This is a genomic window from Bacteroidia bacterium (genome assembly GCA_020852255.1).
GTDB lineage: Bacteria > Bacteroidota > Bacteroidia > JADZBD01 > JADZBD01 > JADZBD01.
In genome coordinates this window covers 218,877-243,838 of sequence record JADZBD010000009.1, presented here as the reverse complement: position 1 = coordinate 243,838, position 24,962 = coordinate 218,877, and the positions used below count along the sequence as shown (strand labels likewise).

Annotated in this window: 20 protein-coding genes; 3 read left to right on the top strand and 17 right to left on the bottom strand. The window is 48.6% G+C overall.

The window, feature by feature from the left end; translation table 11 throughout:
- Positions 1-143 precede the first annotated feature (143 nt).
- The 7 genes from IT233_06825 to lpcA form a co-directional block, all read right to left on the bottom strand.
- Positions 144-1,697, bottom strand: coding sequence for a WG repeat-containing protein (locus IT233_06825; GenBank protein MCC7302337.1), 1,554 nt, complete (start codon positions 1,695-1,697; stop codon positions 144-146).
- 160 nt (positions 1,698-1,857) lie between these two features.
- On the bottom strand, positions 1,858-2,130 hold the full coding sequence (locus IT233_06820) for a hypothetical protein (protein ID MCC7302336.1): 273 nt from the start codon (positions 2,128-2,130) through the stop codon (positions 1,858-1,860).
- Positions 2,127-2,708: a hypothetical protein gene (locus IT233_06815; GenBank protein MCC7302335.1), complete on the bottom strand. Its 582-nt coding sequence runs from the start codon at positions 2,706-2,708 to the stop codon at positions 2,127-2,129. The genes IT233_06820 and IT233_06815 overlap by 4 nt, the downstream gene beginning before the upstream one ends.
- A 492-nt stretch (positions 2,709-3,200) precedes the next feature.
- Positions 3,201-4,394 carry a site-specific integrase gene (locus IT233_06810; GenBank protein MCC7302334.1) on the bottom strand — a complete coding sequence of 398 codons (1,194 nt, stop codon included), beginning with the start codon at positions 4,392-4,394 and terminating at the stop codon, positions 3,201-3,203.
- A gap of 48 nt (positions 4,395-4,442) precedes the next feature.
- Positions 4,443-5,981 (bottom strand): YifB family Mg chelatase-like AAA ATPase, encoded by a 1,539-nt coding sequence (locus IT233_06805; GenBank protein ID MCC7302333.1) that lies wholly within the window; start codon positions 5,979-5,981, stop codon positions 4,443-4,445.
- Between the two features lie 64 nt (positions 5,982-6,045).
- Complete coding sequence (locus tag IT233_06800) at positions 6,046-7,173, bottom strand: T9SS type A sorting domain-containing protein (GenBank protein MCC7302332.1); 1,128 nt, start codon at positions 7,171-7,173, stop codon at positions 6,046-6,048.
- Positions 7,174-7,200: 27 nt separating this feature from the next.
- Positions 7,201-7,782, bottom strand: a complete 582-nt coding sequence (lpcA, locus tag IT233_06795; GenBank protein ID MCC7302331.1) for a D-sedoheptulose 7-phosphate isomerase — start codon at positions 7,780-7,782, stop codon at positions 7,201-7,203.
- Positions 7,783-7,874: 92 nt separating this feature from the next.
- On the opposite strand from lpcA, the gene IT233_06790 reads away from it, so the two are divergent.
- Positions 7,875-8,369 (top strand): hypothetical protein, encoded by a 495-nt coding sequence (locus tag IT233_06790; protein ID MCC7302330.1) that lies wholly within the window; start codon positions 7,875-7,877, stop codon positions 8,367-8,369.
- On the opposite strand, the gene IT233_06785 is transcribed toward IT233_06790, so the two are convergent.
- The 4 genes from IT233_06785 to IT233_06770 all read right to left on the bottom strand — a co-directional run bounded on the left by IT233_06785 (position 8,353) and on the right by IT233_06770 (position 13,867).
- Positions 8,353-10,395: a thioredoxin family protein gene (locus tag IT233_06785; GenBank protein ID MCC7302329.1), complete on the bottom strand. Its 2,043-nt coding sequence runs from the start codon at positions 10,393-10,395 to the stop codon at positions 8,353-8,355. The genes IT233_06790 and IT233_06785 overlap by 17 nt on opposite strands.
- Before the next feature lie 474 nt (positions 10,396-10,869).
- Positions 10,870-11,409 carry a hypothetical protein gene (locus tag IT233_06780; protein MCC7302328.1) on the bottom strand — a complete coding sequence of 180 codons (540 nt, stop codon included), beginning with the start codon at positions 11,407-11,409 and terminating at the stop codon, positions 10,870-10,872.
- Complete coding sequence (tilS, locus tag IT233_06775; protein ID MCC7302327.1) at positions 11,406-12,698, bottom strand: tRNA lysidine(34) synthetase TilS; 1,293 nt, start codon at positions 12,696-12,698, stop codon at positions 11,406-11,408. The genes IT233_06780 and tilS overlap by 4 nt, the downstream gene beginning before the upstream one ends.
- Positions 12,695-13,867, bottom strand: a complete 1,173-nt coding sequence (locus IT233_06770) for an anthranilate synthase component I family protein (protein MCC7302326.1) — start codon at positions 13,865-13,867, stop codon at positions 12,695-12,697. The genes tilS and IT233_06770 overlap by 4 nt, the downstream gene beginning before the upstream one ends.
- 112 nt (positions 13,868-13,979) lie before the next feature.
- On the opposite strand from IT233_06770, the gene IT233_06765 reads away from it, so the two are divergent.
- Positions 13,980-16,559, top strand: coding sequence for a T9SS type A sorting domain-containing protein (locus IT233_06765; protein MCC7302325.1), 2,580 nt, complete (start codon positions 13,980-13,982; stop codon positions 16,557-16,559).
- On the opposite strand, the gene rodA is transcribed toward IT233_06765, so the two are convergent.
- The 6 genes from rodA to purH are packed head-to-tail and all read right to left on the bottom strand — an operon-like array spanning position 16,560 to position 23,578.
- Positions 16,560-17,828: a rod shape-determining protein RodA gene (rodA, locus tag IT233_06760; protein MCC7302324.1), complete on the bottom strand. Its 1,269-nt coding sequence runs from the start codon at positions 17,826-17,828 to the stop codon at positions 16,560-16,562.
- On the bottom strand, positions 17,825-19,642 hold the full coding sequence (gene mrdA, locus IT233_06755) for a penicillin-binding protein 2 (GenBank protein MCC7302323.1): 1,818 nt from the start codon (positions 19,640-19,642) through the stop codon (positions 17,825-17,827). The genes rodA and mrdA overlap by 4 nt, the downstream gene beginning before the upstream one ends.
- Positions 19,639-20,154, bottom strand: a complete 516-nt coding sequence (gene mreD / locus IT233_06750; protein ID MCC7302322.1) for a rod shape-determining protein MreD — start codon at positions 20,152-20,154, stop codon at positions 19,639-19,641. The genes mrdA and mreD overlap by 4 nt, the downstream gene beginning before the upstream one ends.
- Entirely contained in the window at positions 20,144-20,977 is an 834-nt protein-coding gene (gene mreC / locus IT233_06745; GenBank protein MCC7302321.1) for a rod shape-determining protein MreC, read from the bottom strand. The genes mreD and mreC overlap by 11 nt, the downstream gene beginning before the upstream one ends.
- A gap of 41 nt (positions 20,978-21,018) precedes the next feature.
- The gene (locus IT233_06740; GenBank protein MCC7302320.1) at positions 21,019-22,041 is read right to left on the bottom strand and encodes a rod shape-determining protein; all 1,023 of its coding nucleotides are present in this window, start codon (positions 22,039-22,041) and stop codon (positions 21,019-21,021) included.
- Between the two features lie 13 nt (positions 22,042-22,054).
- A complete protein-coding gene (gene purH, locus IT233_06735; protein ID MCC7302319.1) occupies positions 22,055-23,578 on the bottom strand; it encodes a bifunctional phosphoribosylaminoimidazolecarboxamide formyltransferase/IMP cyclohydrolase in 1,524 nt (507 codons plus the stop codon).
- Between the two features lie 139 nt (positions 23,579-23,717).
- Between purH and IT233_06730 the strand changes: the two genes are divergently transcribed.
- Positions 23,718-24,962 carry an ABC transporter permease gene (locus IT233_06730; protein ID MCC7302318.1) on the top strand — a complete coding sequence of 415 codons (1,245 nt, stop codon included), beginning with the start codon at positions 23,718-23,720 and terminating at the stop codon, positions 24,960-24,962.

Sequence of the window (24,962 nt, the reverse complement as noted above, 5' to 3'; positions counted from 1 at the left end):
GCATTGGCAATACGAGGGCTTACGTCCGTAGTGTCTTGGTTAAGAAGAGCCGTGTGATGCGAGAGTATCAAGCACGGTTCTGTGAGAGGCTTGGGGGTGCAATTCCCCCTTGCCTACTCGACCTTCTGTCCACCGCAAATTTACTATTGTCTGTTCGCACTAATTGTTAGTTTTATTTTCCCTTTTTTATTGATAAAATATGTTGTCCCGTTTAAAGTAGCTTTCGCTAATTTGTCATTAAAGTTTGTGAGTTCATCATAGTTTGTCGGTAAAACGATTTTTCCTTTGTTGTCAATTATTCCGAATTTGTTGTTTTTCTTTACTACTGCATAACCATTTTTAAAAGTCGAGTATTCAAAATAGTCAAAGTCATACGGAATTGTCAGGTTTCCTTTTTCATTGATAAAACCACATTTGTCGGTCGAGTCACAGACATAAGAAATGTTTTCAACGAAATAAATTAAATGAGTTGAATTGCTTTTGTCAAGCAATTGCCCCTCCTTGTTAACTACAATAAATTTTTTGTCAACTATTGCTAATGCATAATTTTCTTCAATAGGAAGCCAGTCTCCAAGATTCAATTGATAATCCGTTGCAAATATTATTTTATCGTATTTAAAGTCTAATAGAACATTGCCTGCTGTGTCGATAAGTCCATACTTCTTATTTTTCGGTATTGCACAAATGTTATCTTGAAAACCATGTTTCCGCTTATAATTGTAGTCACTGAAAGACGAATAATCAAATTTAAGTGGAATAGTAAGTTTGCCCGTCTTATCAATAAAACCAACCAAACTGTTTTGTAAAACCATTGCTCTTCCACAACTAAACTCATGCGCATTTTCGTAAATGCAAGGTGAAATAACTAGCCCGTCTTTTGAAACATATCCCCATTTTTCTGAGCTGTCTCGGACAGATGCAATCCCTTCGCTAAAATTTCTTGTTACATTGTAAATGCAAGGGATGACTAACGAGAAAGATAAATTGATATACCCATATTTATTGTCTTTCATGACGGTTGCCATTCCATCCTTAAATTCTCCTGCATATTCGTAAATGGTTTTAATTACTTCAAAAGTTTTCATATTTATATAGAAATACTCTTTGCCTTTCTTTGCTCCCAAATATTCTTTGGGAAACCCTTCAAGCCATTCGTGTCCTATGAAATAATCATATTCAAAATCAACAAGTGTTTTGCCCGACTTGTCAAGTATTCCATACTTACCATTTTTTTTCATCCGAACAATGCCATTGTAAAAATATTCGGGCGTTCCGTTTGTCTCGTCATAAATACAAGGAATAATTTCTCTTCCATTTTTATCAATGAACCCAAATTTTCCGTCACGTTTTACATACACTAATTCTGTTTTTTTGTCCCAATAATACACAGCTTGGTATTTAGGTTCACAAATAGTCTTGCCCTTTTTATTAATATATCCAAATCTTTTTAGTGTGTCTGTGAACGATGCTAAGCCAGAAATGGGACTGAAATAATTTATCCAGTAATATTTACACTCAATTACTTCTTTCCCTTTTTTATTTATAAATCCAAATTTTCCGTTTCGTTCAACTCTTGCCAGTCCATTTTCAAAACTCTCAACTTTGTCATAGGCGTATGATGTCGTAAAGTTTTTGGCATTGCAAATAGTCGAAGTTATGATTGAAATAAAAAGCAATATTTTAATGTTGACTGTCATTATTTTTGTCGCTTAGAGTTGCCGCTAACGTTTTGCAAATTGGCGATGTGGCGGATTTGAAACACTGAACTGTCTGCCAGCACCAAAGTTTATTAGCGGCAAAACCGTTTCTATACGCACGTCACCCGCCATATTCGCCAATTTGCTGTTATGGGCTGGTTTATTCTGTCTTATAAGCGTAACTGCCGTCTGGTTTTACGAATGCATCCGCAATTTTTTCCGCTTGGTCCGGAAGCTGTAAGTCGTGTTGCAACCAATTCCAAGTTTCTCTAATAAGTGTGTATGTCCCGCGACCACCTTGATATTCTGTTCCGTAATTTGTCAAAAAATTATTCCGGTTCAAATGGTCTGCAAGTTCTTCACCAGACATCCGCATATTATGATTGCTTAAAAAGGTAGCAAGTTGCCAGACATAGAGTTTTTTTTTGTTCATTTTTTTTCTTTTTCCTCCTCAATGGAAACTTTCCAATTACAATTCGCTGCATTCATTTCAAGATAAAATTCACCTGTTGTGTGAACGTAGGATGTGTCGCCACCCTTGAGTTCGTTAGAAACATTTGCAACATAATCTTCTGGTTCTTCAGAACCAGACTTATAATATGCAATTTGAAAAACTGTCATGTCCTGTGGCGAACTAAAATTCCACACAATTCTCCAATCTCCTTCCTTAATTGTAAATTTCTCTGTCTTTTTTATTCCAGTGCCTTTCCAAGATTTGATTTTAACCCATTCAGTTTCAATTTTCTTTTGGATTTGTGTTTCTTGTGGCGGGGTGGATTCAGTTTTTTGTTGAGTATTTTCCGTACTCGTATTACTTGTCTGCTGATTGGTCTTGTCGCTATTGGAGCCACAAGAAGAAATAAGTAGCGATGTCGCTAAAATTATTGTCTGCGGAATTATTTTTTTCATATTATATTTTTTTGTCTTGTTAATAATTTTCAATTTTAAAACTGTCCCGTCAAATGTCGGTGGTTCTCTCGTCTGTCCGCTATGTCCTTTAAACTTGCCCATAACGCCCGCGGGCTTACGACCGCCCACAGGCGGTTTCGTGCGGCACGCCTAATTTACAAAATAGTCAACTTACGTGCCGCATGGCGTAAGCCCGCTGTTAAGCATTGGTCCTTTTCTTTGCGGCTTCCGGCCAAACGCTGCCCGTCCACAGCGTCCCCCTTGCTTTATGGAGATCAGGCGGGTATGCAAACCTCTATAGATCCGGAGAACATGGCCATCATCTCTCCCGGGCCCGTCCATCGCTGGTTAAATTACCCCCCCCCCCGGGCTTTGAATAGCAGGCCTGTACGGCGCGATCGTCCACCGCTGGTCAAATCACCCGCCTGAGCTTCAAAAAGCGGGCCTGTGCGCCGGTGTCTGCGACCTGGTAGGGTAGTGGGTGAGGGAAGGACTGATGCTTAACAATTATTATGCGTGCATGGGTATAATGAAATGCGTTGATGACCAGTCAAATATAAAAATATCTGCCCAAAGATCAAAAATATCTACCCACTATTTGTCACCAAGCTTTTTTGTGCTGCCCGATACTAACTTGTCTAACGGACTCTGAACCTTCGATAGGTGCTGCCTGCTTACGTGGGCGTAGATGAGTGTCGTTTTTATACTGCTGTGCCCTAATAACTCCTTTATGGCGAATAGGTCCGTGCCCCCTTCTAATAAGTGTGTCGCAAAACTGTGCCGCAGGGCGTGAATGCTCCCACGCTTCTTTACTCCCGCTTTCTTCTTCGCCGCCATCATCACCTTCTCTAAACTCCGCCTGCTGTACTGCCCTGCATACTGCCCTTCAAATAAATAAACCTCCGGCTTCTTCTTCTCCTGTTTATAGTACTCTTCTAATAACGCTAACAGAACGGAACTTAACATCACCTGACGATCTTTCCTCCCCTTGGCCTGACGAATCGTAATTACCATCCGGTCTCTGTCTATGTCCTCCATCTTCAGGTTTATGATCTCGCTGATCCTAAGCCCCGCTGAATAAGCCAGGCATAACATCGCCCTGTGCTTCAAATTCCCCGCCGCCAGTATGATACGCCTGAGCTCATCTTCCGAAAATACCGTCGGTAACCTGAACTCCTTCCTCGCCCGCGGCAATTCATACATCTGCGCATCTCGCTTCAAAAGCTTCTCGTAGAAAAACTTAATGGCGTTTATCATCTGGTTCTGTAAGGTGCTGCTCCAGTTCCTCCTGCTGCGCTCGTGTACCATGAAATCCATAATCTCTGATTGCCGGATGCTGCTGGGCTTCCGGCAGGGAAAGTTTTTTAAAAAAATAATGAATAGAGACTTATAGGCCCGGATCGTGTTCGGACTGTAATTCTTTAATCGTAATAATTCTTCGTATGCCCTCAATGCAACTTGGTGTGAACCCGGATCGGCCCGGGAAAGGGTGGGTGCTTGCAACTCCCGCAGGGATTCGCCCGGCGCGGCCCGGTCCTTGTTTTCTTCTTGCTCCTTCCATTGTTCTTCCAGCCCTGATACGTCCAGCATGGCCCGCCCCTCTAATTTCTGCGCCAGCAACTCTACTACCTGCCGGCTTAAATTAAAATGCCACTTCTTCTTCGTCCGGCTCCACTGCGCTCCCGGTACTTCCTTAATGATCCTTAGCAACTCTAAATTATACCTGAAATCTGCAAACAGCCGCCAGTTGCCATGGTATTTCTCTATGCTTAATGTGATGTTCTCCATTCTTCTTTCTTCTAATGCTAATGGTCTCTACCTGTGCGCGGTTCGGTATTACCCTGCCCAGTTCTCACGGTCTAAACTCCGGTACTGTATCGCTTCTGCTAAATGACTCGTTGCTATTACCGCTGAACTGTCCAGATCCGCAATCGTGCGCGATACCTTCAAAATGCGGTCGTACGCGCGCGCTGATAATCCGAGCTTCTGCATCGCCGTTTGCATCAGCGCCTTCCCCGCATCGTCTATCTTACATACCTGCTGCAACTGCTTCGTGCTCATCTGTGCATTGGAATAAATGCCTGCCTCGTTTCTGAATCGCTCCTGCTGTATCTTCCGAGCTGCAATAACCCGGTCGCGTACTTCGGCACTGCTCTCCGATGGCCGCGCCCGCGATAACTCGCTGAATGGAACCGGGGTAACTTCTACATGTATGTCTATGCGGTCCAGTAAGGGACCGGAAATCCGGTTCAGGTATTTCTGCACTACGCCGCTGTTACAATGGCATTCTTTTTCGGGATGATTGAAAAATCCACACGGACAGGGGTTCATGCTCGCTACCAGCATAAAACTCGCCGGATATTCTACCGAAAACCGCGCCCGGGAAATCGTAACTACCCGGTCTTCCAGCGGCTGCCGCATCACTTCTAATACCTGCCGCTTGAATTCTGGCAGTTCGTCAAGAAATAATACACCGTTATGTGCCAGTGAAATTTCCCCCGGCTGCGGAAAGCTTCCTCCGCCCACCAACGCAACGTCGGAAATGGTATGATGGGGCGAACGGAACGGCCGCTCTGTGATCAACGCCATGTTCTTGCCCGTCTTCCCCGCTACGGAATGAATCTTGGTGGTCTCCAGCGATTCCTGTAGTGTGAGCGGTGGCAGAATGGTCGGAAGCCGCTTGGCCAGCATGGTCTTTCCTGCGCCGGGCGGACCAATGAGAATTACATTGTGCCCGCCGGCCGCGGCAATCTCCATGGCGCGTTTGATGTTCTCCTGTCCTTTTACTTCTGAAAAATCTACCTGCGACTTTCCTACCTTGTCGGCAAATTCTTTTTCAATGTCTACCGAGAGATCTTTTAGTTCGGATTTTCCTTCCAGAAATTCCAGCACCTCGGCAAGGGTGTCTACCCCATACACTTTCAGGTTGCCTACTACCGCGGCCTCCGGTGCGTTTAAGCGTGGCAGAATAATACCTGAAAAACCGGATTCCATGGCATTGATCGCAATGGGAAGCACGCCGCGGATGGGCTGCAGCGTGCCGTCGAGGGAAAGCTCTCCCATGATCAGGTGACCCGCCAGCTTATCCGCCGGTATGTTTTCATTGGCGGCCATAATGCCTACCGCTATGGTCAGATCGTAGGACGCTCCTTCTTTGCGGATATCCGCCGGCGCCATATTAATTACGATCTTCTTTCCGGGTATCCGGTATCCGGCATTCTTTAATGCGGCATCTACCCGCTGCTGGCTCTCGCGTATGGCGGCATCCGGCAAGCCTACAATGGTGAGGCCCGTGCCGATGGTAATGTCTGTTTCTACAGTAATGATGGTCGCGCGAATGCCATGTATGGCCGCTCCGAAAGTCTTTACAAGCATTTTCTTTTTGCCTGCAAGGTAGAGCAGCTACCTACGCGCGGGAAGTTCTGAATTAAAACTACATTCAGCGTTTTACCACCTTCCGGACTTCACTGTGATCGCGGAAATGAATTTTTACCTGGTAAATGCCTGCCGGCAGCGAGGTAAGATCCATTTCGGTTTGCGCCGCGCCGGAGGAGGTTTTATATACTTCTTCTCCCAGCATGTTCAGAACACTGATCACAACAGGGTATCCGTACTGGCCGTGCTGTACTGTTAGCGTATTGCTGAACGGATTGGGATAGATGCCTGCTGTTCCGTCTGCTGAGGTGAACGGCTGAATGCCTGTGCTCACACTGTAAGTAATGGTCACCGAACCGTTTCCTGTATTCACACCCTGGTTATGGGTAACAGCAGTAGCATTCGGGCTGGCATAATTACTTCCTCCTCCGCCGGGTCCGTTACCTCCTCCTCCGCCTCCGTAATATCCGCCTCCGCCGCCTCCACCGCTTCCACAGGTTACACCGCCGCTGCAAGATGCTGAATCCTGCCCGCGCCCGCCTGTTCCAAGCAAACCGGAGGTGGCATTGGTGCAGGAACCGCACCATGCGCCGGGTGCTCCGCCTATAGACTGGGTTCCGCCTTTGCCGTTATTCTGGTTAACGCAACAGGAGGAATTCTGTCCGTCTCCTCCGTTCAGGCCTCCTCCGGCGCCGCCGTCTGTGCCGGCTCCTGTACATCCGGAACAACAGCCGCCTCCGCCTCCGCCGGCAACAAAAATCCGGTCGGCCAGTGCACTGCCGTTCAACCGAATGTCGCTGGCACCGCCTCCGCCTCCTGCATTATAATTGTATGAATTGTATCCGCCTTTCCCGGTTCCGCCTCCGTTGTATCCTCCGGCAGCATTAAAACAACTTAGTGTTAACCCGTCTGAATCGCCGGTTCCTCCTACAAAAATATTCAGAATATCGCCCGGATTAACGGCAATTGTAGCAAGTACTTGTCCGCCCAATCCTCCGTTTCCTACCGTGGGCATCTGGTTCAGGTTTGTGGCACTGCCTCCTTGTGCGCCCCTTACATCAATGGTAACGCTGTACACATTTGCCGGAACTACCCAGGTTTGCATGGTGCCGGTGTAGCTGAAGTTTGCCGTTTGAGCCTGTGTTGCAAAAATGCCTGCCACCAGAACAAGCGCAAGTAATTTAATTTTCATAGAACAGTTTTTAGAGCGTGTAATTGATTATTTATTTCCTGCTCCTGCTTCAATAAGCTGGATCAGGCAGTGTATTACTTTGATGTGTATTTCCTGTGCGCGGTCGGCATACCCGCTGTAGGGAGCCCGTATTTCAATGTCGCACAGCGCAGCGGCCTTCCCTCCGTCCTTCCCGGTTAATCCCACCACCTGCATCTTCTTTTTTTTCGCCGCTTCCATCGCACGAACTACATTGGCGGAGTTGCCGCTGGTGGTAATGGCCAGCAGCACATCGCCTTCATGCCCCAGTGCTTCTACATACCTGGAAAACACAAATTCAAAACCGTAATCGTTTCCTACACAACTGAGGTGGGAGGGATCTGATATGGATACTGCAGGCAGGGCTTTGCGATCGGCCCGGAACCTCCCGCTCAGCTCTTCGGCAAAGTGCATGGCGTCGCACATAGAGCCCCCGTTTCCACAGGAAATGATCTTTTTCCCGGCACCAATGGCGCTCACCATCAGCTCCCCTGCCGCGGCAATACGCCGGTGATTTTCAGGGTCGGCTTGAAAGCCCGCCAAGGCCTTTTCTGCGTCTTCCAGGATGGTTTTTACCAGATTGGCACTCATTTTGAAAGTGTATGGGCGTAAAATTACTGAAATTTCGCGGTGTTTCAGGATTGATGAACTATTCCTACTTTTAACCGGCAAACCTGATCATTATGAGACCTGTATTACTGCTTCTGCTTTTCACTTCTTTCGGAATGCTCACTGCTTCCGCTCAAACAAAGGAAAAGGACGAAACACCTTCTAACTGCTACCTTAAATGGGCAAAACTCTTCGAAGAAAGGGGAGCAGAGGAGGTGGAGGATGGTTCGCACGACCAGATCATCATCACCTTTCGCCGGGGTACAAAAGCGGAATGTTTTAACGGTAAAGTGGAGGTGAAAAACGGAAAAATTACCGGAATCTGGATGCGTTTTGAGGGTGGCACTTACGAACCGCTCGAAAAGAAATATAAACACAACGAGAAAAACCAGGTTACCAACGATATCAAGATCGTAAACGGCATTTCAACCACACTGGTTACCGATGATGATCAGCTGATCAACGTGATCTTCATCAAAAAGCTGAAAGCCAAGAAAAAGGCATATGAAAAAGCGCCGGAGCCCGGTGTGGATGAATGCCTGGGTTGCAAGCTTAATCAGGCGCCTTAACCATCAGGGGCCGGTATACGGGCGATTCTTTTCTTTCTGCAAAAAGTTTCAGCCCCTCTTCTAACCAGGGGAGAAACTTCTCCGTTTGTCCGTGCGATTCATAACTCGCCACGCCGTTCATGGTGTTCTCCTGATGATCCAGAATCATGTACTGGGGCTGTGAATTGGATCCGTAATTGGATTTTTGCAGATCACTCCATTTGTTTCCCACCGTACGGATTTTTTTTCCGTCAAATGCCGAAAGGTACCGCTCGCTCTCGGGTAACAGGGTTTTATCATCCACATGCAGTGAAGCAATCACCACTTCTTTTCTCAGGAGATTGAGCACATTGGGCGACGACCACACATTCTCTTCCATCAGGCGGCAGTTCACACAGGCGTATCCTGTAAAGTCAATCATTACGGGTTTTCCTGCGCTGCGCGCGTATTCCAGCGCCTGATGGTAATCGTGGAACGTGATCAGTTTGTGCGGACCAAACACCGCGTGTTCCGGCAGTTTGATCGTGTCAGCGGGTGCTTCTCCGCCTACGCCGTAAGGCGATTCGCTGTAATACTGCGGCGGCGGAAAAGCGGCGATAATCTTTAAGGGCGCTCCCCAAAGCCCGGGTACCATGTACGCTACAAATGAAAATACCCCAATGGCCAGTGATAGCCTTCCTACGGAAAGATACGGCATGTCACTGTCGTGACTCAATTTTAACTTGCCGAGTAAATACATCCCCCACAGGAAGAAAATAACGATCCAGAGTGAAAGAAAAATCTCGCGCTCCAGCAGGTGGGCCTGAACCACCAGGTCGGCATTGGAAAGAAACTTAAACGCAAGAGCGAGTTCCAGAAAACCGAGACTCACCTTCACGGAATTCAGCCAGCCTCCGGACTTTGGCATGGAATTGAGCCATCCCGGAAAAATTGCGAACAGCGAAAAGGGCAGGGCAATGGCCAGTGAAAAACCGAACATACCAAAGAAGGGTCCCAGTCCGCCCTGTTGTGATGCCTGAACCAGCAGGGTGCCGATGATAGGACCCGTGCACGAAAAGGAAACCAGCCCCAGCGTAGCAGCCATGAAAAAAATCCCGATTATGCCGCCCCGCTCGGAACCTTTATCCGCGGCATTCACCCATTTGCTGGGAAGCACGATCTCAAATGCACCGAGAAATGATGCGGCAAAAACCACCAGAAGCAGAAAGAAAAAGATATTGAAATACACATTGGTGGATAGGGCATTCAGTGCGTCGGACCCGAAGATGGCGCTGATGGAAAGTCCCAGCGTAACATAGATCACAATAATGAAAATTCCGTACAGGATGGCATTCTTGATTCCTTTGGCTTTCGACTTTGAGGTTTTCAGAAAGAAACTAACGGTCATCGGTATCATGGGAAATACGCAGGGTGTAAGCAAAGCCAGAAACCCGCTGAAGAAGGCGGTAAAAAAAATCACCCAGTAGGAGGCTTCTTCCGCTGCCCTTCCGTCCTTGGTTGCTTTGCTCATGTCGGCCTTTGTACTGAGTTTTTCCTTCAGTACCAGTGTTACGGGCTTTCCGTTGGCCGGATCGGTACCGGTGGCTTTAAAATTCAGCGAAACGGAAAGTTTTCCGGGTGTTACCGTGTCGGATCCGGTCCAGGTCAGCTTCTGGGTAAATGTGAGCTTTCCGGTTGCGTTGTCTTTGGATGGTAAGAGGGTTAAGCCTCCGTTCAGCGTGAATGCACCTGCGTTCTCCAGTTCAAGGTGCACTTCTTCCGGTTGAACGGACCACAGCGAATCGGGCTCCAGCCGCACGACCAGTTCATACTCTTTCGCTCCGTTTTTCTTCGGAAAAAAGGAAACAGCAACAGGCTTGAAACCTTCCACCGTGCTGCTGGTGTCGGGCGCAGGGTTCGTGTCTTCATTTTTCGGATCATCGCCGGGTATCGTTTTGTTGGGATCTTCAGGAACGGTCTTCCCGGCAACACAGGATGCGCTTCCCTTCACTTTGAATTCAAATTCTATGGTTTCGGGCGGAAGACATCGTCCGTCGTCGCATACCATGAATTCCAGCGAGCCTTTCACTACAAACTCTTTGTCCGTTTTTAACTTGATTTTCTGTTTAAAGATGGCTTCATGTTCAAAATAACTTAATTCGGCATCGAACACTTTTTCAAACTTCACAATGGGTTTACCTTCCTGGGTGGGACCGGTTTTTTCGTATCCGGGATGCGCAGTGAACTGGAAGGAGGTGGGAACAGGTCCGTCTTCCACGGGTTTTTGGGAATACAGATGCCAGCCTTTGTCAATGGTGGCCTTCAGGATCAGCTCTACTTCACAGTTCCCGAGATCGCGGGTGCTGAAGAACCATTTAACCGGGTTGAGCACCTGGGCAGCGGAGGATAATGCCAGAAGGAGAAGAAAGGGGAGGAGAAGTGTTCGTTTTTGCATAGCGTTGCCGGATGAATGCCAAAGGTACAGCCCTTTAAAGGTCGTGTTTTTGCCCAATAGGTTAAAATGTGTAAAAATTCACTTGTTTTAAGAGCTTGTCAGGCTCTCCAGGAGACGGGCCAGCTCCTCCGCCCGGCTCGAACCGATGCGGAAAATCCGGCCTTCCCTGTCCGTAATCTCTACGGCAGCGCTTCCTGCAGTATAGAATCGTATCCTTCCCTGGTAGTGCAGGTTGTAAACCGGCTGTTTCAACAGGAGATTCTTATAGTGGATCACGGCTACGCCGCGGATGTCCTTCAACTCTATTCTAACCATTCGTTTGGTCCATAAACCGATCAGTGTAATATGTGTTCGTGTGACCTGTGTGTGCAGGTGCAGTACAAAAATGAGAATCACTGAAAGAATCAGGATCACCATTCCCAGCAGAAAAAACAACTCTCCGGATCCGGGATAATGGTTGCCGGGGTATTCTCCGATATGCAAAACGGATACGTCCACCGGTTTCGGATTCTGCGACCAGTAGTATCCTACAAAACAGAACAGGCAGAGAACCATCCTTCGTACAATGGAAAAGGTGTTGTATCCGAGGTATTGTTTCTCTTCAAAAAGGATTTTCTCTTCGCTCATAGCCGTTCTATACTGTAATATTCCGTGGTCCGTTCTGTTGCCGCGAATCGTTTGTCGATCCGGTAACCGGCTACCCACACGATCTGACCGCCGGATGTAATCACGAAGATATCTTGTTTCTCGGTTCTGGGAATCTTCATGTCTGTGAGCAGGTCGCTCAGCTTTTTTCTGCCGTTCAGGCCGGTGGGATAAAAGTAATCTCCATCTCTCCAGCGGCGTACTTCCATCGGAAACCGCAGCTTTTCCTTGTCCAGCACGGCCAGCCGTGAACTGAAAGGACCGCTTCGTTTCCCGAATTCAAGGGGAATAGGGGAGAGGATTTTACCGAAATCCTCGCGGATCAGCACGGCATCGCTGCCGGCTTCATGGCGGAGTGGCGATAAAAGAAAGTGTGCCCGGTCGTTCAGCAGCATATGTGTTTCCGACCGGAAAATCTTCCCGGGCTGGGCATGCACTGCACGGGCAATGTCTTTTACCTGGGTGGCGTTGAATCCGAATGCTGAAAGGTATTCGTAGAGCAGCACATCCCGGTGCTCTGATTCCAGCCATTTTTTCTTTTGAATTTTAACGGTTTCATTTTTCAGCTCCGCAATCTCATTGAAAAGTGTCCATACGGTATCCTGGTAAACCTGTGCGGCGCCGGCCACCTGTTCCATGGTCATGGCCAGGTTGCGCTTTGCCCCGGGAATAATCTTTTCCAGAAGAGGAAGCACCTGCTTCCGAAACCGGTTGCGGGTATAAATCAGGCTTTTATTGCTGCGGTCGGTCCGGAATTTTATTTTATTTTTTTTGGCATAGTGTTCTAAGTCGCTGCGCCAGGCAAAGAGCAGTGGACGGAAAACAGCTTGTTGTTCTACAGGAATACCTTTTAATCCTGCGATCCCTGTGCCCCGCACTAAATGAAAAAGAAATGTTTCAACGGCATCGTCGCGGTGATGTGCCGTGCAAACCCGCGTGTAGTGATGCTCCTTCCGGATTTTTTCAAACCAATTGTACCGCAATCGCCGTGCCTGCTCCTGGATACCGGCTTTTTCTTTTAACCCCGGAAACCGGATACTATGAAAGGAAAGCTGATGCTTTTCCGCAAATTTTCTTACGAAGGCTTCATCCCCGTCGGACTCTTTTCCCCGCAATTGAAAATTACAATGCCCGATGGCATAGGGTATGCCGGCTTCCAGGAAAAGATGACACATCACCATGGAATCGCTGCCTCCGCTAACGGCTAAAAGACAGCGTCCACCTGATGGGAACCGGTATTTTTCCAGATGTTTCAGTAAAAACGCGGTCATAGAGCAAATGTACGAATGTCGGCGCCCAGGGCTTCAAATAATCCGGCAGCTTTTATCAGGCATTCATTGTACTCTTCCTCCGGATCGGAGGCGGCTGTGATGGCACTGCCCACGGAGAAACTGAGCCATTGGCGGGTACGGTCGTAAAAGATAGTCCGGATCAGCACCGAAAACTGCATATCTCCCTCCGGGGTGAGATAGCCCAGGGTGCCGGAATATAAACCCCTGCCGCCTTTTTCGTGCGCATCGGCCAGCTCCATGGCCCGGATCTTGGGGGCTCCTGTCATTGATCCCATCGGAAACGTTGCAGCCAGCACGGTTCGCAGGGAGATTTCTTTATTTACCCTGCACTCTACACGACTGATCATCTGGTGCACATTCTTAAAACTTTTTATTGTGCAGGCCGCAGGTACATTCACAGTGCCTTTTTCTGCCAGCCGCGACAGATCATTGCGTACAAGATCCGTGATCATGATGTTCTCGGTACGTTCTTTCGCACTGCTGTTCAGTTCCTCGCGGAGCTGCTCATCGGATGTTTTACTCTTTCCTCTCGGACGGGTGCCCTTCATGGGTTCGGAAGCGAGCAGTGTTCCTTTTTTTTCAAAATAAAGCTCAGGGCTTGCGCTGAACACATAACGGTCACCCGATTTTAAAAAGGTGGAATAGGGCGCTTCGGAAAGCGCATAGATTCTTGAAAACAGCACTGCTGGATCCACCTCCGCAGTGTCGGCCTCGAAACGTATGCAGAAATTGGTTTCATAAATGTCACCTCTGTGTATATGCTTTTGCAGGGAATGGAAGCAGCGGAAATAGTCTTCTTTGCTGTGGCTGCAACGGATACTGGGAGCTTTTCCGCGAAAGGGGAGGGTTGCCTCGTCCGGACGCAAGCGCTCTGTGAATTCCGGTGTGAAAAATTCGTACTCCGGCCAGCCGAAACGGTCGGGCGCACTGGTTTGTAGTTTTTCAATCTGGTTTTTATACTCATAACTCACATAACCGAAATGCCAGAGGCCCTTCTGCTCTGGCAGTTGGAGCCGGCGGCCCGGGCCGGCCAGAGAGGATCGCACTCCCATGAACAGCAGGGGGGCATCGTTTTTTACCCGGAAAGGAAAAATGCCGGCAAAGTGCTCCCGGCTTCTTGCTGAAATAAATTCGCTGAAACTTAGCATATTATCTGTTTCAAAGATAGAATTTTGAGCATCAACCTTGTCCGAATTCTGTTGAAAATCAGACAACTTTCCGAATGGAAAATACGTTAAATTAGTGGGAGGTTTTTTTAGTATGAAACATCTGTTCTTAGTTGCGGTTTCGCTCTTTTTTCTGTTTCCCGTTCACGCGCAGGAGGTGGTAACACACCTGCCGGGAAAGGCAATGAACTACAGCTCCTTTAGTGCCAACCGGACCTATTCTCCCGGCCTGATCACACAGCAAGGCGGGAAAGTGATGCAGCATCCGGAATTGGGTGTGTTACCTTTCAACGCCGCTTGCCAGGATTGTTATGAACAACTGGATATGCGTACCGCAGATGAGCGGCATTACAAGGATATACATAATCCTTCCATTTTTTATATCGAAAAATCAGCTCGCCCCAGCTCCTTTCTGAAAGATGGTTTCCTGATCAGCATTGATCCCCGGATGAAACCCGGGAACATCATTGGTCTTTTTAGTGCACCCGCTCAGCCCTTCCCGGTTACCGCGGATGTGAATAACGGATTCACAACAATCAAAAACGGTCAGATGGATCTGCAGTTCAACAGACTGACCCTCCGGAAAATTTACTCCAATGGTTCATTCACAGACGAGCCAATGAACTGGCTGCAGTACACCGCCGGAGACAACGGATTTTATATCACCAACGCTTTCCATGGAGTGGATGTTATTTTACGCTTCGTGGAGGCGGGCGTGAAAAGTGAATTTATCCTGCATTCACCTTTTCCCGGTGTGAAGGAAATCAGGATCATGGATGCCTTATCGGCCAATCAGGTTTTTCAGCTGGTGCCTGCTGACGGTTCTTCTTTTCCTTCTGAAAGTCCGGTGGAAGTCAGAAATGAAAGTAATCAGGCAGTCTATACATATGAAAAAGTTACGGTCTGGGATCAGTCAGGCCTCCGGGAACATTTCTGGACAGGTAAAATGAATACCGGCATCAATGGTAAGCTGGAAATGATCATTGATTCTGTTATTCTTTCAAACCCTTCGCTCGTTTATCCGCTCACAATTGATCCCCTGGTGAATGCGGGTCCTTTTGCGTTCGCAGGCACTTTACAGGGTTCATTGCTCACCCCGGCTTTCTGTTCTACCTCCATGACCATTTCCTTTCCCGGCGGATCACAGCCCTGGGATTTTTCATCAAGCTGGGATACGCGTCAGAATGCCTGTTGTTCGGGACCATCCTGCTGGAATGGAGATGCCCGGGTTAATATTTCTTCATCCTGCGGTGGTCGCACCCCGGTAGCACCTTCCTGGTGGGCCTGCCCTGCCTGTAACACCCCCGGCAACTGGATCCCTACCATACCGTTCAGTTCATCGGGCTGCCAGAGTGTGGCGCAATGTTATCCGGCTTCCTGCCTTGCACAGAACATGACATTTACGTTTAATCACCTGCGTGTTTATTGTGCTGATGCCGGTGGATGTAACTGCACATGGGCTACCAATAATTGCAGCCGGCTGCAGAGCTGGTCCGTTACCGTTCAGGGAAGAACGCTGGAGCAAAGCGCCGCTCCTTCTTCAAGTAACGGCACTACTATTTGCCTGGGTACCGGTACCCAGTTAACGGCCAGCGGAAGTTATGGTGTACCCGGTTATACTTATCTCTGGGCTCCGGGCGGACAAACCACACAATCCATCTGGGTTTCACCATTGGTTACAACTACCTATACCTGCACCATTACGGATGCTTGTGGTGTTACGGCCTCTAACCAGGTAACCATTACCGTGAATACAGCAAACACACTTCCAATTCCCAACATTTATTCTTTCATGAATCCGCCCAGCGGAAATCCCTGCCCGGTGGTGGTTACCTTCTGCAGTAATGAAGCCACGGGATATAACTACGGCGGAGGTGCGGAAACCTGGCAGTGGTCGTTTCCGGGAGGTATCCAGTTAACGGGGGGAGCCACCAGCGGAAGTTCAAACGGTCCGCAATACGGAGGAGCAGGTGCGGATGCTACCTGCGTGGCAAATGCCAGCGGTGTGGGCAGTGCCTATACTGTTCAATACAATACTGCCGGAAGTTACTGGGCCTCCTTCACCATTTTCAAAGGAGGAAGCTGCGCGGTGCGCAACATCCCTATCGTTATCTGTGGAACTACACCTGTAGAGTTATTGTACTTTAATGCCTTTTACCGGAACGGAGTGGTGGAGCTGCAGTGGGAAACAGCTTCTGAAACGGAGAATGACTATTTTACAGTAGAGCGTTCGGTGGACGGCGAAACATATTTCATGATCGGCATTCTGGATGGCGCAGGTACCAGCAGTCAGCCGCATTATTACAGCATGGTAGACGATGCACCTCCTTCGGGTGTGGTGTATTATCGGCTCAGGCAAACGGACTTTGATAAAACGGAATCCTATTCCGAAGTGCGGTCGGTACTCGTGAAAGATGCAGCCCCGCAGGAGTTAACACTTATCCCCAACCCGGCATCGGGGCAGGTGCAGGTATGGTTTTATTCTGACAAGGAGGCCCTGTTCGGACTTCGTATCCTGGATGTAAGCGGAAGAGAGGTTTATTCTTCTTCCATGGAAGTAAGGGAGGGAGGAAATAATGCCCTGATCTCTCTTGAACAGCTGATGCCCGGACCCTACATGGTGGAAGTTTCGTGCAACGGGAAATCCTGGAGAAAAATTCTGATCGTTCGCTGATCACCGGAATATTTCCAGCCGGTGCGAATCCAGTTTTATAAAAATAAAGAGTAAAATGGTGAATCCCCAAAGGGAGGAGCCCCCGTAGCTCATAAAGGGCAGCGGAATCCCGATTACGGGAGCAAGCCCCACCGTCATTCCCACGTTCACCAGTATATGTATAAAGAAGATGCAGGCCACACCATATCCGTAAATACGCGAAAAGGTGGAGCGCTGCCTTTCGGCAACAAGAATGATTCGCAGAATGAGTGCCAGGTATACGGAAAGTAAGAAGAGGGAACCCAGAAATCCCCATTCCTCTCCAACGGTGCAAAAAATAAAATCTGTGCTCTGTTCCGGCACGTAGTTGTATTTTGTCTGTGTTCCTTCGAGGTATCCTTTACCCGTGAATCCGCCGGAACCAATGGCTACCAGGCTCTGATATACGTTATAATATTCATCCTTTTTGCTTTTGGAATCACGCTCTTTTCCGAGAAAAACATTGATGCGTTTTTTCTGGTAGTCGTGAAGTTTTGAGAATCCGTAATCCACGCCGAAGATTACGGTAGAACAGGCGGCCAGTGCCACGCATGTAAGAATGAGATTCCGTTTTGTTTTTTTCAGAATCAGGTAGAGCACTACGCAAATGGAAAAAATAATCCAGAAGAGTATGAATTTGCTGAACAGCAGTGAAAGAATGGCGAGAAGAGCAAAGAGGAAGCCTCCCAGCAGGAAATTGCCCGAAAGTCCTTCCCGGTACAGCACAAAAATAAACGACATATAAACCAGCGCTGTTCCGGTCTCGTTCTGAAGCAGGATAATAGCGGTGGGCACAAGAATGATGGCGGCGGAGATGAGTTTGGTCCGGAGATCGTTCATTCGGATATTCATTCCGCTCAGGTACTTCGCCAGGGCCAGTGCGGTGGCGAATTTGGCAAATTCGGCGGGCTGAAAACCGAAGTCGCCGAACCGGAACCACGAACGGCTTCCTTTAATTTCCGTGCCGAGAAAATACACGGAAATGAGAAAGAGAAGCAACACACCGAAAATAAAAAAAGCAAACCTGGAAAAGAAGTCCGGTTCCACAATCATGATCGCCAGGGCCAGCGCAAGACCCGTGAAGATGAAGATCATCTGTTTCCCGTATTCTTTGGAAACATTGGTAATGCCGGGAGAGCTTTCGTCGAACACGGCCGCATAAATGTTCAGCCAGCCGATCATCACCAGAAAAAGATACATGCCAACAAGGATCCAGTCTGTACCCTGGAGCAGATTTTTCCTCTCCCTCATTTCACTACTTTCTTAGGAAGCACAATGCCTTCTATCATGCGCTTTTCCATATCAGGCCGTGTGATCTTTCCGGTAAGGTATTTTTCAATGAGCAGGCTGGTGATAGGTACAGCCCACTCGGCGCCGAATCCGCCATTCTCAATATATACAGCGATGGCGATTTTCGGATTGTCCTTCGGGGCAAAGGCAATGTAAATGGAGTGGTCATCACCGTGCGGGTTCTGGGCGGTTCCTGTTTTCCCGCAATAGAGGATTCCGGGAATTTTTCCGCCGCGTCCGGTTCCCGATTCCACCACCAGGTGCATGGCATCTACCACTACCTGAAAATGTTTCGGGTCAATGGTGGTGTACACTTTTTCTTTGAACCGCGGAGGCATGCTGTATCCCTCAATTTTTTTGGCGATATGCGGGATATAATAATAGCCCCTGTTGGCGATAATGGCGCAGTAGTTGGCCATCTGCATGGGTGTAATGCCTACCTCGCCCTGACCAATGCCAAGGGAATAAACAGAGGCGGCTTTCCAGCGGCCCTTTCCGTGATAACGGTCGTAGTATTCTACAGAGGGAATATTCCCCCGTAGTTCGTGCGGCAGATCTGTTTTCAGTTTCATTCCGAAACCAAAGCTGTTCACGTGCTTTTTCCAGTTCAGGTAGCCTTCTACCGTTGTGGGATATTTGTTCACGATATTGATGAACAACCGGCAGTAAAAAGGATTGCAGGAATACTGAATCGACTGGCTCAGATCGGCCGGGGAGGGGTGAGGGTGGCAATGAATAGATTTGGACCCTACGGAAAAACTGCAGGGATACCGTGTTTCGGGTGTGATTACGTGTTCCTGCTGTCCGATCAGCGCCCCTACAATTTTAAAGGTGGATCCGGGCGGATAAGAGGCCATCAGCGCCCGGTTGTAAAGGGGTTTAAGGGAATCTTTTTCGAGAACCGGGAAGTTGGCTGCCCTGGAAATTCCAACGAGCAGGTTGGGATCGTAGGACGGGGAGGAGGCAAGTACCAGTATTTCTCCTGTAGACGGTTCAATGGCAACCACACTTCCTATTTTATTTCTCAGGAGGTCTTCGGCATATTGCTGTAAATCCAGATCAAGTGTGGTGTACATATCCTTTCCGGCAATTGCCGCAGTGTCCAGCGCACCGTTCATGTAACGGCCTTTTTCACGGTTGTGAACATCCACCATCACAATGCGGGTGCCACGCACTCCCCGGAGCTGCTGCTCGTATGATTTTTCGATACCGCTGATGCCCAGGTAGTCACCCATCCGGTAGTAGGCACTGGTATCACATACTTCCCGCGGAGCTTCCCCTACATAGCCCAGAAGATGCGCGGCCACGCTGAGCGGATATTTACGAAGTGTACGCTGCTGAAAGAAAAAGCCGGGAAACATGTAAAGTTTTTCCTGAATGCTCGAAGACTGTTCCACCGACATTTCTTTTTCAAAGATGGATGCCCTGCGTTTGCCTTCCTTATACGCTTTTTTCATTTTAGCGCGAAAATCTTCCGGCGTGATATTCAGTACACGGCACAGTTCCAGTGTATCCAGGTTCTTCACCTGATTAGGAATCACCATCAGGTCAAACGCACTTTGGTTATAAACCAACCGCTTACCGCTGCGGTCGAAAATATTCCCCCGGGCAGGATAGTCCGTCATGTACCGGAAGGCCTGGTTGGATGCGGTGATCTTGTACTCGTCGTTGATGATCTGAATGTAAAACAGCCTTCCGATAAAAATGAGAAAAACGGCAATGATGATACCGCCTACTACCAGCCTCCGGTCGGAAAAAGGATTGTTCAGACTCATCGTTCGCGCGATCGGGTGGATAAAAACTGTGTGAACAGGATCAGGGCCACCGTAAAGACAGAGCTGAGCAGGGCACGGAAAAGTGTGAGAAAGAAACTGCTCAGCCGGAAACTTTCAGCGTAAAACAGGAAAATATGATGAGTCAGTGTGAACACGAGTGCAAAAACGGTGAACCAGCGCACACCCATGGTCTTCAGGTCTGCGGTAAACACATTGGAATACCCGTCGCGTGGTTCCATGTACTTCAACAGGAATTTGCGGGTGAATGCGGCAAATACACAAGCGGCGGTGTGCATGCCGGGGGTGTGCCCGAAAAGATCAATCGTGAGCCCGAGTACAAATCCCAGGATCAGTACCAGCCACCCGGCAGTTTCTACAGGTAGCAGGATCAGGAAAAGTATATAGAGGTACGGATTGATATATCCGGAGAGCTCGATATTATCCAGCAACAGCACCTGCAGGATAACGAGTGCTGCGAAGCGAAAAATAATTCCTGTGATTTCACTGATCATCCTGAGAGATTTTTTCCAGATGATCCTGTTCTTCCTTGAACAGGTAATTCACCACATAGACGTAGGTCAGCTTCCGGAAATCTACCGATAGTTTAACTTCTACTTCGTAAAATGTGTTGCCGCTGACTTCGGAAATGCCGGAGATCATTCCCACCATGGTGCCTTCTGCGAAAATGGAGGAACTGCTGGAAGTAGTGATCGTATCTCCGACCCGCAGGGAAAGGTGGCGGGGAATATTCGGAAGCAGGGCTTTTTCCGGATGGGTGCCTTCCCAGTGAAGAATGCCCGGCTCTCTGTATTTTTTTACCATGGAGGGAATGAGCACTTTGGTGTGAAGTACCATCATAACGGAGCTGAAATGATCCGAAACATCTTTCACGATGCCCACCACACCCTGTCCGCATACCACTCCCATTCCCTTTTTTACACCGTGCGCACTTCCCCGGTTGATAGTGAGGTAATTGTTCTGACGGTGCGTGGTAATGTTCACCACTTTTGCCGGTACATAGAGATAGCGCTGATGGTAAACTGTATCTTTCACGGTATCTCTCGGACCGGCAATACCGAAGTGGGAGGAGCGCAGTTCATTGCGCAGTACAGAATTTTCAAGTACCAGCTTGTCATTGATGTCTTTCAGACGGAAATATTCCGTGATATCCGAAAATTTCCGGTATACATTTCCCGACATGCTGTTGGTGGAATTGATAAAGCTGCTGCGATGAAAACTGTTTCCCTGAATGAGCAGGATAAAGGCGATGAGTTCAAGCAGAATGAACAGAAAGAAGTAGTGATACTTCGAAATAAAAAGCAGAAGGTTGCGCATGCCCGGATACCGCTATGAAATTAGGGCGTTCGCCCCGTTACTTACCGGATGAGGAAGGGGAACTTGTCAACATTCTTGAGTGCAATACCCGTTCCCCTGGCCACCGCCCGCAGCGGGTCCTCGGCAACATGTACAGGAAGCTTGGTTTTAAGGGAGATGCGCTTGTCGAGTCCGCGCAGCAATGAACCTCCGCCCGCCAGGTAAATGCCGGTTCTGTAAATATCTGCGGAAAGTTCCGGAGGAGTCATTTCCAGTGCGTTGAGTATTGCTTCCTCAATCTTGGAGATGGACTTATCAAGGGCGTGTGCGATCTCCTGATAGGAAACATAGATCTCCTTGGGAATGCCGGTCATCAGATCGCGCCCGTGAACAGGGTAGTCGGGTGGAGGATTTTCAATCTCGGTAAGCGCAGCTCCTACCTCGATCTTTATTTTTTCTGCCGTTCGTTCTCCGATCAGAATATTGTGCTGGCGCCGCATGTATTCTTCAATACTTCCCGTGAATTCATCGCCGGCAATCCGGATGGATTTATCACAGACAATACCTCCCAGCGCAATTACCGCAATCTCGGAAGTTCCTCCTCCAATGTCAATAATCATATTGCCCATGGGCTCTTCCACGTCAATGCCAATACCTATGGCCGCCGCCATGGGTTCGTGAATAAGATATACCTCCTTCGCCCCCGCATGCTCCGCCGAGTCGCGTACCGCTCTTTTTTCTACCTCCGTGATTCCGGAAGGGATACAGATTACCATACGCAGCGAGGGCTGGAAAAGCCGGCGGCCGGGATTGATCATCTTGATCATCATCCGGATCATGTGCTCCGCAGCGTCGAAGTCGGCAATCACACCGTCCTTCAGCGGACGAATGGTTTTTATGTTCTCGTGTGTTTTTCCGTGCATCTGCTGTGCCTGCTTACCCACCGCAATAACTTTGCCTGTCATCCGGTCAACCGCCACAATGGAAGGCTCATCTACCACCACTTTGTCATTGTGGATGATGATGGTGTTCGCCGTTCCCAGGTCAATGGCGATCTCTTGAGTAAGAAAATTAAAAAGTCCCATGCAGTGCGAAATTTTAATGTTTGAAGTGGCGGATTCCCGTCATAACCATGGCCATACCGTTACGGTCGCAGTATTCCACTGAATCTTTGTCTTTAATGCTTCCCCCCGGCTGAACTACCGCCGTGATACCTGCTTTATGTGCGATCTCCACACAATCCGGAAAAGGAAAAAAGGCATCGGAGGCCATTACGGCTCCCTCCAGCGGAAATCCGAAACTGCCCGCCTTCACAATGGCCTGCCGCAGCGCGTCTACTCTTGAAGTCTGACCGGTGCCGCTGGCTAACAAGGTCTTATCCCGCACCAGCACAATGGTGTTCGACTTGGTATGCTTCACCACCTTGTTGGCAAATACAAGATCTTCCGATTCCCGCTGACCGGGTTTTTTTTGAGTTGCCGGTTTCATGTCTGAAGCCATTTCCACTGAAAGATCTTTGTCCTGCTCTACCACGCCGTTCAGCAAGGTGCGGAAAGAACGCACGGGAAGTGCTACAGGTTTTTGTACGAGAACGATGCGGTTTGGTTTCTGTTTTAACAGATTCAGTGCCTCTGCATCATAGGAAGGGGCAATTATTACTTCAAAGAATAAGGAATGTATGGAGGCGGCCGTGGCAGCGTCTACCGGGGTATTGGTGATAAGAATTCCGCCGAAAGCTGAGACAGGATCGGCGGCCAGCGCGGCATCCCAGGCATCCTTCAGCCTCGGGCGGGATGCAATCCCGCAGGCATTGTTGTGTTTGAGAATGGCAAAGGTGGGTTCACTGAAATCGGCCATCAGGTGCACCGCAGCGTCTATATCAAGCAGATTGTTATACGATAATTCCTTGCCGCCGAGCTTGTCGAAAATCGCTTCAAGATCTCCGAAGAAGGTTCCTCGCTGATGCGGATTTTCACCGTAGCGCAACGTATGGGCTTTGCGTATACTCTGCTTGAAGGCCGGAGCATTATCTCCGCCAAACCAGTTGAAGATCGCCGAATCGTAATGCGATGTGGTGTTGAATGCTTCCACCGCGAATCGCCTGCGGTCTTCGAGAGATGACATGCCCTTGCCGTTCTCCAGAAGTTCCGCCAGTGCGGGATATTGTTCCCTGGATGAAACGATGATCACGTCGCGGAAATTTTTTGCGCCCGCACGAATCAGTGAAATTCCTCCAATGTCAATCTTCTCTATGATGTCCTGTTCTCCTGCACCGGATGCTACCGTGGCTTCGAAGGGGTAAAGATCAACGATGACCAGATCAATTTCCGGTATCTCATACTGATCCAGCTGCATCACGTCGGATTCCAGCTCCCTCCGGCTAAGAATTCCGCCAAAAACTTTCGGATGAAGGGTTTTTACTCTTCCTCCAAGAATGGAAGGATAAGAGGTTAGCGATTCTACCGCCGTCACGGGCAGGTTCATCTTCTCAATGAATTCCTGCGTTCCTCCGGTGCTGAAGAGCTGCACGCCCAGTGAATGAAGTTTTTTTACTATCACATCCAGCCCGTCCTTGTAGTAAACGGAAACCAATGCATTTTTTATCTTTCTCGGCACGTTCATGGAAAACTTAAGCGATAAAATTACGCACATATCTTGCTTGAAATGAGGCTGTTAATAAATTGTTCATTAAGTAAGCCCGACCCTTCCCATTCATCACATTTCACTCCTGCTCCCGTGTGGTTTTGGTAATTTTATCGCGATGCTATGGCTGAATATTTTCAGGGAGAGTCTGCTCTTCGCCATCACGGCGCTGCGGGTGAATAAGCTTCGAACCATGCTTTCCCTGCTGGGAATCACCATCGGCATTTTTGCCATCATTTCTGTGTTTACGGTTGTGGATTCACTCGAAAAAAACCTGCGGGATGGGATCAAGTCGCTGGGTGACAACGTAGTATTCGTGGAAAAATGGCCCTGGGCCTTCGGACCAAATTATCCGTGGTGGAAATACCTGAACCGCCCCGTTCCCAATGTTACCGACATGGAAAACCTTATGGAACGTTCCAGAAAGGCGGAGGCGGTGGCTTTTACCCTTTATGCCCGCACCAATGTAAAGGCCGGCAGCAGCACCATTGAGAACGCGGATATTGTGATTGTCTCCCACGATTATTACCGGGTACAGGCACTCGATATCGGGCAGGGCCGGTATTTTGCGGAGTCTGAGTCCGAGTCGGGCCGGCCGGTATGTATTATCGGTGATAATGTAGCCAGGGCCCTTTTCCCGAATAAGGATCCGCTTGCTGAAACGGTTCGCGTAAGAGGTTCCAGGCTGAAGATCATCGGGGTATTCGAACGAAAGGGAGAGAGCCTGTTGGGGAATAATGTGGACAATCAGGTGCTGGTTCCTATCAATTTTGCCCGTAACCTGGTGGACCTGCGCAGCGATAATTTTGATCCGCGCATCATGGTCAAAGCCCTGCCCGGAATTTCCAATGATGAACTTAAGGATGAGCTTACGGGTATTATGCGCTCGCTCCACAAACTGAAACCCCTCGCGGAAGATGATTTCGCACTGAACGAAACCAGTTTGATCTCTAATCAGTTCGATGAGATATTTGATGTGGTGGGAACGGCCGGATGGATCATCGGTGCATTCGCCATCCTGGTAGGCGGTTTCGGAATCGCCAATATCATGTTCGTGTCCGTAAAAGAACGTACCAACCAGATCGGGGTACAGAAATCCCTGGGCGCAAGAAATTCTTTTATTCTCTCTCAGTTCCTTTTTGAATCCGTATTGTTATGCCTGCTCGGCGGACTCGTAGGGTTGTTCTTTGTGTTTCTGATTACCGGGGCGGTGTCTTCTCTCATGGAAATGGACATATCCCTGTCGCGGGCGAATGTTATTCTTGGACTTACCATTTCCGTGATTATCGGTATTGTTTCCGGATTTGTTCCTGCGTATTCGGCTTCTCAGCTGGATCCGGTAGAAGCCATTCGTTCCAACTGA

What these genes read in the sequence shown, in the direction of transcription:
- IT233_06825 (MCC7302337.1), bottom strand. Translation starts at nt 1,697, where the DNA reads ATGACAGTCAACATTAAAATATTGCTTTTTATTTCAATCATAACTTCG.
- IT233_06820 (MCC7302336.1), bottom strand. Translation starts at nt 2,130, where the DNA reads ATGAACAAAAAAAAACTCTATGTCTGGCAACTTGCTACCTTTTTAAGC.
- IT233_06815 (MCC7302335.1), bottom strand. Translation starts at nt 2,708, where the DNA reads ATGGGCAAGTTTAAAGGACATAGCGGACAGACGAGAGAACCACCGACA.
- IT233_06810 (MCC7302334.1), bottom strand. Translation starts at nt 4,394, where the DNA reads ATGGAGAACATCACATTAAGCATAGAGAAATACCATGGCAACTGGCGG.
- IT233_06805 (MCC7302333.1), bottom strand. Translation starts at nt 5,981, where the DNA reads ATGCTTGTAAAGACTTTCGGAGCGGCCATACATGGCATTCGCGCGACC.
- IT233_06800 (MCC7302332.1), bottom strand. Translation starts at nt 7,173, where the DNA reads ATGAAAATTAAATTACTTGCGCTTGTTCTGGTGGCAGGCATTTTTGCA.
- lpcA (MCC7302331.1), bottom strand. Translation starts at nt 7,782, where the DNA reads ATGAGTGCCAATCTGGTAAAAACCATCCTGGAAGACGCAGAAAAGGCC.
- IT233_06790 (MCC7302330.1), top strand. Translation starts at nt 7,875, where the DNA reads ATGAGACCTGTATTACTGCTTCTGCTTTTCACTTCTTTCGGAATGCTC.
- IT233_06785 (MCC7302329.1), bottom strand. Translation starts at nt 10,395, where the DNA reads ATGGTATGCGACGACGGACGATGTCTTCCGCCCGAAACCATAGAATTT.
- IT233_06780 (MCC7302328.1), bottom strand. Translation starts at nt 11,409, where the DNA reads ATGAGCGAAGAGAAAATCCTTTTTGAAGAGAAACAATACCTCGGATAC.
- tilS (MCC7302327.1), bottom strand. Translation starts at nt 12,698, where the DNA reads ATGACCGCGTTTTTACTGAAACATCTGGAAAAATACCGGTTCCCATCA.
- IT233_06770 (MCC7302326.1), bottom strand. Translation starts at nt 13,867, where the DNA reads ATGCTAAGTTTCAGCGAATTTATTTCAGCAAGAAGCCGGGAGCACTTT.
- IT233_06765 (MCC7302325.1), top strand. Translation starts at nt 13,980, where the DNA reads ATGAAACATCTGTTCTTAGTTGCGGTTTCGCTCTTTTTTCTGTTTCCC.
- rodA (MCC7302324.1), bottom strand. Translation starts at nt 17,828, where the DNA reads ATGAGGGAGAGGAAAAATCTGCTCCAGGGTACAGACTGGATCCTTGTT.
- mrdA (MCC7302323.1), bottom strand. Translation starts at nt 19,642, where the DNA reads ATGAGTCTGAACAATCCTTTTTCCGACCGGAGGCTGGTAGTAGGCGGT.
- mreD (MCC7302322.1), bottom strand. Translation starts at nt 20,154, where the DNA reads ATGATCAGTGAAATCACAGGAATTATTTTTCGCTTCGCAGCACTCGTT.
- mreC (MCC7302321.1), bottom strand. Translation starts at nt 20,977, where the DNA reads ATGCGCAACCTTCTGCTTTTTATTTCGAAGTATCACTACTTCTTTCTG.
- IT233_06740 (MCC7302320.1), bottom strand. Translation starts at nt 22,041, where the DNA reads ATGGGACTTTTTAATTTTCTTACTCAAGAGATCGCCATTGACCTGGGA.
- purH (MCC7302319.1), bottom strand. Translation starts at nt 23,578, where the DNA reads ATGAACGTGCCGAGAAAGATAAAAAATGCATTGGTTTCCGTTTACTAC.
- IT233_06730 (MCC7302318.1), top strand. Translation starts at nt 23,718, where the DNA reads ATGCTATGGCTGAATATTTTCAGGGAGAGTCTGCTCTTCGCCATCACG.